Annotated in this window: 6 protein-coding genes; 4 read left to right on the top strand and 2 right to left on the bottom strand. The window is 65.4% G+C overall.

Annotated features, from left to right (window positions below; genetic code table 11):
* Positions 1–224 precede the first annotated feature (224 nt).
* Positions 225–971 carry a L,D-transpeptidase gene (locus tag AC0L3D_RS35780; protein ID WP_473647429.1) on the bottom strand — a complete coding sequence of 249 codons (747 nt, stop codon included), beginning with the start codon at positions 969–971 and terminating at the stop codon, positions 225–227.
* Positions 972–1,184: 213 nt separating this feature from the next.
* Here AC0L3D_RS35780 and AC0L3D_RS35775 point away from each other — a divergent pair, with 213 nt between their 5' ends.
* Complete coding sequence (locus AC0L3D_RS35775) at positions 1,185–1,820, top strand: DNA-3-methyladenine glycosylase I (RefSeq protein ID WP_128175214.1); 636 nt, start codon at positions 1,185–1,187, stop codon at positions 1,818–1,820.
* Positions 1,821–1,874: 54 nt separating this feature from the next.
* On the opposite strand, the gene AC0L3D_RS35770 is transcribed toward AC0L3D_RS35775, so the two are convergent.
* Complete coding sequence (locus AC0L3D_RS35770) at positions 1,875–2,126, bottom strand: hypothetical protein (protein ID WP_473630487.1); 252 nt, start codon at positions 2,124–2,126, stop codon at positions 1,875–1,877.
* A gap of 203 nt (positions 2,127–2,329) precedes the next feature.
* Here AC0L3D_RS35770 and hisS point away from each other — a divergent pair, with 203 nt between their 5' ends.
* The 3 genes from hisS (at position 2,330) to hisG (ending at position 5,860) form a co-directional block, all read left to right on the top strand.
* Positions 2,330–3,862 carry a histidine--tRNA ligase gene (gene hisS, locus AC0L3D_RS35765; RefSeq protein ID WP_128166181.1) on the top strand — a complete coding sequence of 511 codons (1,533 nt, stop codon included), beginning with the start codon at positions 2,330–2,332 and terminating at the stop codon, positions 3,860–3,862.
* A gap of 178 nt (positions 3,863–4,040) precedes the next feature.
* Entirely contained in the window at positions 4,041–5,162 is a 1,122-nt protein-coding gene (locus AC0L3D_RS35760; protein ID WP_473630488.1) for an ATP phosphoribosyltransferase regulatory subunit, read from the top strand.
* Positions 5,159–5,860, top strand: coding sequence for an ATP phosphoribosyltransferase (gene hisG, locus AC0L3D_RS35755; RefSeq protein WP_023800357.1), 702 nt, complete (start codon positions 5,159–5,161; stop codon positions 5,858–5,860). Before AC0L3D_RS35760 ends, hisG begins: the two co-directional genes overlap by 4 nt.
* The last annotated feature ends 181 nt before the right edge of the window (positions 5,861–6,041 follow it).

Raw genomic sequence — 6,041 nt, 5'->3', positions numbered from 1 at the left:
CCCGCCCCCCCCCCCCGCCGCCCCCCCCCCCCCCCCCCCCCGCCCCGCGCGCGGCCCGTCGGGGGGCCGGCCCCGGGGGCCCGGGCGGCGGGCCGCGGGCGGCGGCGCGCCCCGCCCCCCCCCCCCCCCCTTTCGTGACCGACCGTATCCCCACACGGCCCGTCCCCCGTATTCTGATGATCCCGAGACTTCTTGACAGACTCGGCAACAAAATCAACCGCAGATTACATCACCACAACCGTCGTGCCAACATCGACCCGCTCATAGAGATCGACGACGTCCTGGTTGCGCATGCGAATGCAGCCCGACGACACGGCGCCGCCGATCGTCCATGGCTGGTTGGTGCCGTGGATGCGGTAGAGAGTCGAACCGAGATAAAGCGCGCGCGCGCCGAGCGGGTTCTCGACGCCGCCGGCGACATAGGTCGGCAGATAACGGCCATTGGCGGCCTCGCGCGAGATCATCTGCGCCGGCGGTCGCCATTCGGGCCAGACCTTCTTCTGCGAGATCTTGTGCTTGCCGGCCCATTCGAAGCCCGGCTTGCCGGTGCCGACGCCATAGCGCCGCGCCTTGCCGTTGTTCTCGACCAGATAGAGAAAATTCTCCCGCGTATCGATGACGATCGTGCCCGGCTTCTCCGGGCCGTCATAGGCGACTTCCTGCGGCAGATAGATCGGGTTGATCTGCGGGCGCGCGATAATGCGCTTCTTTGACGGCGCCTGCACCGCCGCCGTGTGCAGCTGAGCCGGTTGCGCCTGCCGCTGAGAACGGCGCTGCGGCTTTTGCACCTCTTGCCGGTTCTGGCGGACGATGCCTGGCGCGCGGCCAAGCTGCAGCACCCAGGGCGCCGAAAGGTCGGGGCTCACCATCACCGGTGGCCTGTCGGCATAGCGGTCGTTGGCGCTGGAGGATGTAGCGGCAGTGGCCAGCACAGCTGCGGCGCCGAGCAGCGGGAACAAAAATGTCTTCATCGGAACGCACCCTGATCGTCGAACATGCCGGGGCGCACAAGCGTCCCCGATGTCGCGAACATTGGGCGCGGAGCAGCAACCGAAACGTGAATCGGAATGCGTAAAATGCTGCATTGTCAGTAAAGCTTTCGGTGTGGTTACCGGCCGGTTCAGGAATCTGGTAAAGCCGCGGTAAAGGCAGCGCTGAGGCGCATTAAGCAATGGAATTCCGCCATGGATGAGAAGACAGGCCTGCTCGCTGGACCCGATGGTATCGCGCGCTGCTTCTGGCACGGCAATCTGCCGGACTATTTGCACTACCACGATCACGAATGGGGCCGGCCGGTCGACGACGACCGCAGGCTGTTCGAAAAGATCTGCCTCGAAGGCTTTCAGTCGGGCCTGTCCTGGCTGACCATATTGCGCAAGCGCGAGAATTTTCGCGAGGCGTTCGCCGGCTTCGATATCGACAGGATCGCCGCCTTCACCGAACAGGATGTCGAGCGCCTGCTCGGAAATGCCGGCATCATTCGTCACCGCGGCAAGATCGTCTCGACCATCAACAACGCCAGGCGCGCGCGTGAATTGGCCGACGAGGCCGGCTCGCTGGCGGCCTGGTTCTGGAAATTCGAACCCGGCCCGGACGAACGGCCCGAAATCGTCGATCTCGCCCATCTGCGCGCCAACCCGACCACGGTAGTCTCGGTGCGGATTTCGAAGGAGCTGAAGAAGCGCGGCTGGAGCTTTGTCGGCCCGACCACCGTCTACGCCTTCATGCAGGCCATGGGGCTGGTCAACGACCATCTCGAAGGCTGTGTCTGCCGCGAGCAGGTCGAGGTGGAGCGCAAGGCGTTCAAAAGGCCGAAGTAGCTCCCTTCTTTTTCCTTCTCCCACAAGGGGAGAAGGCAACGGGCGCTCAACAACTCAAGCGCCGGCGCCCGCCAGAAAGAGCCCGGCAACGATAGCCGCTATCGTGGCAAACGCCGGATAGATCACGAGCAGGCTGGTCAGCAGCGCATCGCGCATGGTCGGCCCCGTACGCTTGTCTGCGGCAACCTCGAACGGTCCCGCCATTTGGGCTGCAGGTCCCGGTGCATGATGATCGGCCGGGCGCAACTGGGCGGGCAGTTCGCAGGTGCGGCTGTCGATGATGTCGAATTTCTGCGCCAAGGTCATGGCCCGACCCCCTTGTTTCGGCGCGCTTTATCGGCTGCGATTGTGTCGGCACGATGCCGCGCTTATGGCGGAATTGTTTCAGCTTCTTGGCTTCTCCCGCACGGGGAGAAGGCAGGGAGCAAACCCTTGCCGCGCCAAGCCCCATCGGTTAGGACACGCCCACTCGAAACAAGTCAGCTTTACCTAGCGAAAAGACCCATGCCATGGCCGACAAATCGGAAAAGATGAAAGCGCGGCTGCCGCGCGGGCTTGTCGATCGCGGCGCCGAGGATATCCGTGCCGTCGAGAAGATGATGGCGACGATCCGCTCGGTCTATGAGCTGTACGGCTTCGAGCCGGTCGACCAGCCGCTGATCGAATACACCGATGCGCTGGGCAAATTCCTGCCCGATCAGGATCGGCCGAACGAGGGTGTGTTCTCCTTCCAGGACGACGACGACCAGTGGCTGTCGCTGCGCTACGATTTGACCGCGCCGATGGCCCGTTTTGTCGCTGAAAACTTTGAGCGCCTGCCGAAACCCTATCGCAGCTACCGCTCCGGCTGGGTGTTCCGCAACGAAAAGCCCGGCCCTGGCCGCTTCCGCCAGTTCATGCAGTTCGACGCCGACACGGTCGGCACGCCAGGTGTCGCGGCCGACGCCGAAATGGCGATGATGATGGCCGACGTGATGGAAGCGCTCGGCATCAAGCGCGGCGACTACATCATTAGGGTCAACAATCGCAAGGTGCTCGACGGCGTGCTGGAGGCGATCGGCCTTGGCGGCGACGAGAATGCTGGGCGCCGGTTGCAGGTGCTGCGCGCGATCGACAAGCTGGACAAGTTTGGACCGGAAGGCGTCAAGCTTTTGCTGGGCAAAGGTCGCTGGGACGGCGGTAAAGAGGGCGAGGGGGATTTTACAAAGGGGGCTGGGCTAGACGAAGTTCAAGCAGCGTTCATTGTCGCCGTCGTTCTTCACAACCAACACGTCGAGGCTGGGCTCAAAAACGATGTAGGAAAATGGAACAGAGTACTTGAGGCCAACCCCACGGCCGAAGCGGGATTTGCTGAACTCAAAGAGATTGAAGCGCTTGTCCTGGCTGCCGGCTATGGTCCGGACCGCATTCGCATAGACCCCTCCGTCGTCCGCGGCCTCGAATATTACACCGGCCCGGTCTACGAAGCCGAACTGCTGGCCGAAATTCCCAACGAGGAGGGAAAAATCGTCCGCTTCGGCTCGGTCGGCGGTGGCGGGCGCTATGATGGCCTCGTCTCGCGCTTTCGCGGCGAGCCGGTGCCGGCGACCGGCTTTTCCATCGGCGTCTCCAGGCTGATGACGGCGCTGAAGAACCTCGGCAAGCTCGATACATCGGACGTGATCGCGCCGGTCGTCGTGCTCACCATGGACAAGAACACGGACAGTCTCGGCCGCTACCAGAAAATGGTGGCCGAGCTGCGCGCCGCCGGCATCCGTTCCGAAATGTATCTCGGCGGTGCCGGCATGAAGGCGCAGCTCAAATATGCCGACCGCCGCGGCAGCCCGGTCGCCATCATCCAGGGCGGCGACGAGCGGGCGAAGGGCGAGGTGCAGATCAAGGACCTGATCGAGGGCGCCCGGATGTCGGCGGAGATTGTGGACAACGCCGAATGGCGCTCCGCGCGTCCGGCGCAGGTGACGGTGGCGGAAAGCGATCTGGTTGGCGAGGTAAGAAAGATACTGGCGGCACAGGCGGCCGACCGTGCGAAGGGCGGCGCGTGAACACCCCCCTCTGGCCTGCCGGCCATCTCCCCCTCAAGGGGGGAGATTGGCAGCCGTACCGCCGGCACTTACCTTTCAACCTTGAAAATAGGGCGAAGGCTGCGACGAGACTAATCTCCCCCCTTGAGGGGGAGATGGCCGGCAGGCCAGAGGGGGGTGCCTCGCACCCAACCGATCAATGACCTCCCGCTACCCCGCCATCGCATCAGACATCACAAAACTCTTCGCCGCGCGCAACACGCATGCGGTCGAGGTGGCGGTGCTGCAGCCGGCCGACCCGTTCCTCGATATGGCCGGCGAGGATTTGCGCCGGCGTATTTTCCTCACCGAAAGCGAGACCGGACAGACGCTTTGCCTGCGGCCGGAGTTCACCATCCCGGTCTGCCTCGACCACATTGCCAGTCAAGCCGGCACGCCGCGCCGCTATTCCTATCTCGGCGAGGTGTTTCGCCAGCGCCGCGAGGGCGGAAACGAGTTTTTCCAGGCCGGCATCGAGGATCTCGGCGACGGCGACATCGCACAGGCCGATGCCCGATCGCTGGCCGATGCGCATGCGCTGCTTTCGCTGGTGCTGCCGGCCCAGGAACCAACGATCACGCTCGGCGACCAGACTGTTTTCGAGGCGGTGCTCGCCGCACTCGGCCTGCCGCGCGGCTGGCGCATGCGGCTGGCCCGCGCCTTCGGTTCGGCGGCGATGCTGGAGGCAGCGCTGGCCGACCTCGCCAATCCGCCGCGCAACGGCCAGCTTGCCGGCGCGGTCGCAGCCCTTGTCCTCGACGGCAATCTGGAAGCGCTTTCCTCGCACATCGCCGGCGGCATGGAACAGGCGGGTCTGTCGGCGTCGGCCGGACGGTCGCCGACCGAGATTGCGCGGCGCTTGATCGAAAAGGCCGAGCTGCGCAGCGTCAGGCTGTCGAACGAGGCATTTTCGGCGCTTAAGGATTTTCTGGCGATCGATGTGACGCTCGACGGCGCGGCAAAAGCGCTCGAAACCTTCGCAGCCGGCGCCGGCGTTTCGCTGGGCGCGGCGCTGGAGAATTTTTCAGCTCGCGCCAAGGCGATCGAAGCGCTTGGCCTGTCCACGGCAAAAATCCGCTACGACGCCGCCTTTGGCCGTCCGCTCGATTACTACACGGGCCTGGTCTTCGAGATCGCGGCGGAAAACGGTGACCGGCCGCTGGCCGGCGGCGGCCGCTATGACCGGCTGCTGACGTTGCTCGGCGCGAAAACGCCGATCCCCGGCGTCGGCTTTTCCGTCTGGCTCGACCGCATCGAAGCGTTGCGGGAGAAGGCGCAATGATCACGCTGGCGATTCCATCGAAGGGCCGGCTCAAGCAGCAGGCGCTGGAGGTGCTGGCCAAGGCCGGGCTTGCCGTCAGCCTGCCCGGCGACGAGCGCAAGTATCGCGCCCGCATCGAAGGCGTGGAAGCGGTCGAGGTGGCGTTCCTGTCGGCCTCGGAAATCGCAGGCGAAATCGGCCAGGGCTCGGTCGACCTCGGCATCACCGGCGAGGATCTGTTGCGCGAAAGCCTCGCCGATTGGGCGGCGCGCGCTGAGATCGTCGCCCGCCTCGGTTTCGGCAATGCCGATGTCGTGGTGGCGGTGCCCGACATCTGGCTCGACGTCGATACGATGGCCGACCTCGACGATGTCGCCGCCGATTTCCGCCAGCGCCACGGCAGGCGGCTCAGGATAGCCACAAAATACTGGCGGCTGACGCAGCAGTTTTTTTCGCAAAAGCACGGCATCCAGGTCTATCGCATCGTCGAGAGCCTCGGCGCCACCGAAGGCGCGCCGGCGGCGGGTTTGGCCGATGTCGTCGTCGACATCACCACGTCAGGCTCGACGCTGCGCGCCAATCACCTGAAGATTTTGGCGGACGGCGTCATCCTGCGCTCGCAGGCCTGCCTGGTTGCATCGCGGAAGCCGCGTGCGGCGGCCGACGAGGCTGTCATGCGCGGCATCGCGGCGAAGATGGGTGCCTTCCCTCCCCCTTGAGGGGAGAGTGGACAGCCGCCGAAGGCGGATGGACGGGTGGGGTCGTTGCGGCAGTGCTCGACGCGAGACGACCCCACCCGGGGGGGGGGGGGGGGGGGGCCGGCGCCCCCCGGGGGGGGGGGGGCGGCCCGAGCCCCCCCCCCCGGGTGGCCCCCCCCCCCCCCGGGGAGACGTGGGGGGG

The sequence above is a fragment of the Mesorhizobium sp. WSM4837 genome, from assembly GCF_055811435.1.
This window is presented reverse-complemented; position numbering and strand designations above follow the sequence as displayed.

Coding starts and splice junctions, on each gene's coding strand:
- AC0L3D_RS35780 (WP_473647429.1), bottom strand. CDS start 971: ATGAAGACATTTTTGTTCCCGCTGCTCGGCGCCGCAGCTGTGCTGGCC.
- AC0L3D_RS35775 (WP_128175214.1), top strand. CDS start 1,185: ATGGATGAGAAGACAGGCCTGCTCGCTGGACCCGATGGTATCGCGCGC.
- AC0L3D_RS35770 (WP_473630487.1), bottom strand. CDS start 2,126: ATGACCTTGGCGCAGAAATTCGACATCATCGACAGCCGCACCTGCGAA.
- hisS (WP_128166181.1), top strand. CDS start 2,330: ATGGCCGACAAATCGGAAAAGATGAAAGCGCGGCTGCCGCGCGGGCTT.
- AC0L3D_RS35760 (WP_473630488.1), top strand. CDS start 4,041: ATGACCTCCCGCTACCCCGCCATCGCATCAGACATCACAAAACTCTTC.
- hisG (WP_023800357.1), top strand. CDS start 5,159: ATGATCACGCTGGCGATTCCATCGAAGGGCCGGCTCAAGCAGCAGGCG.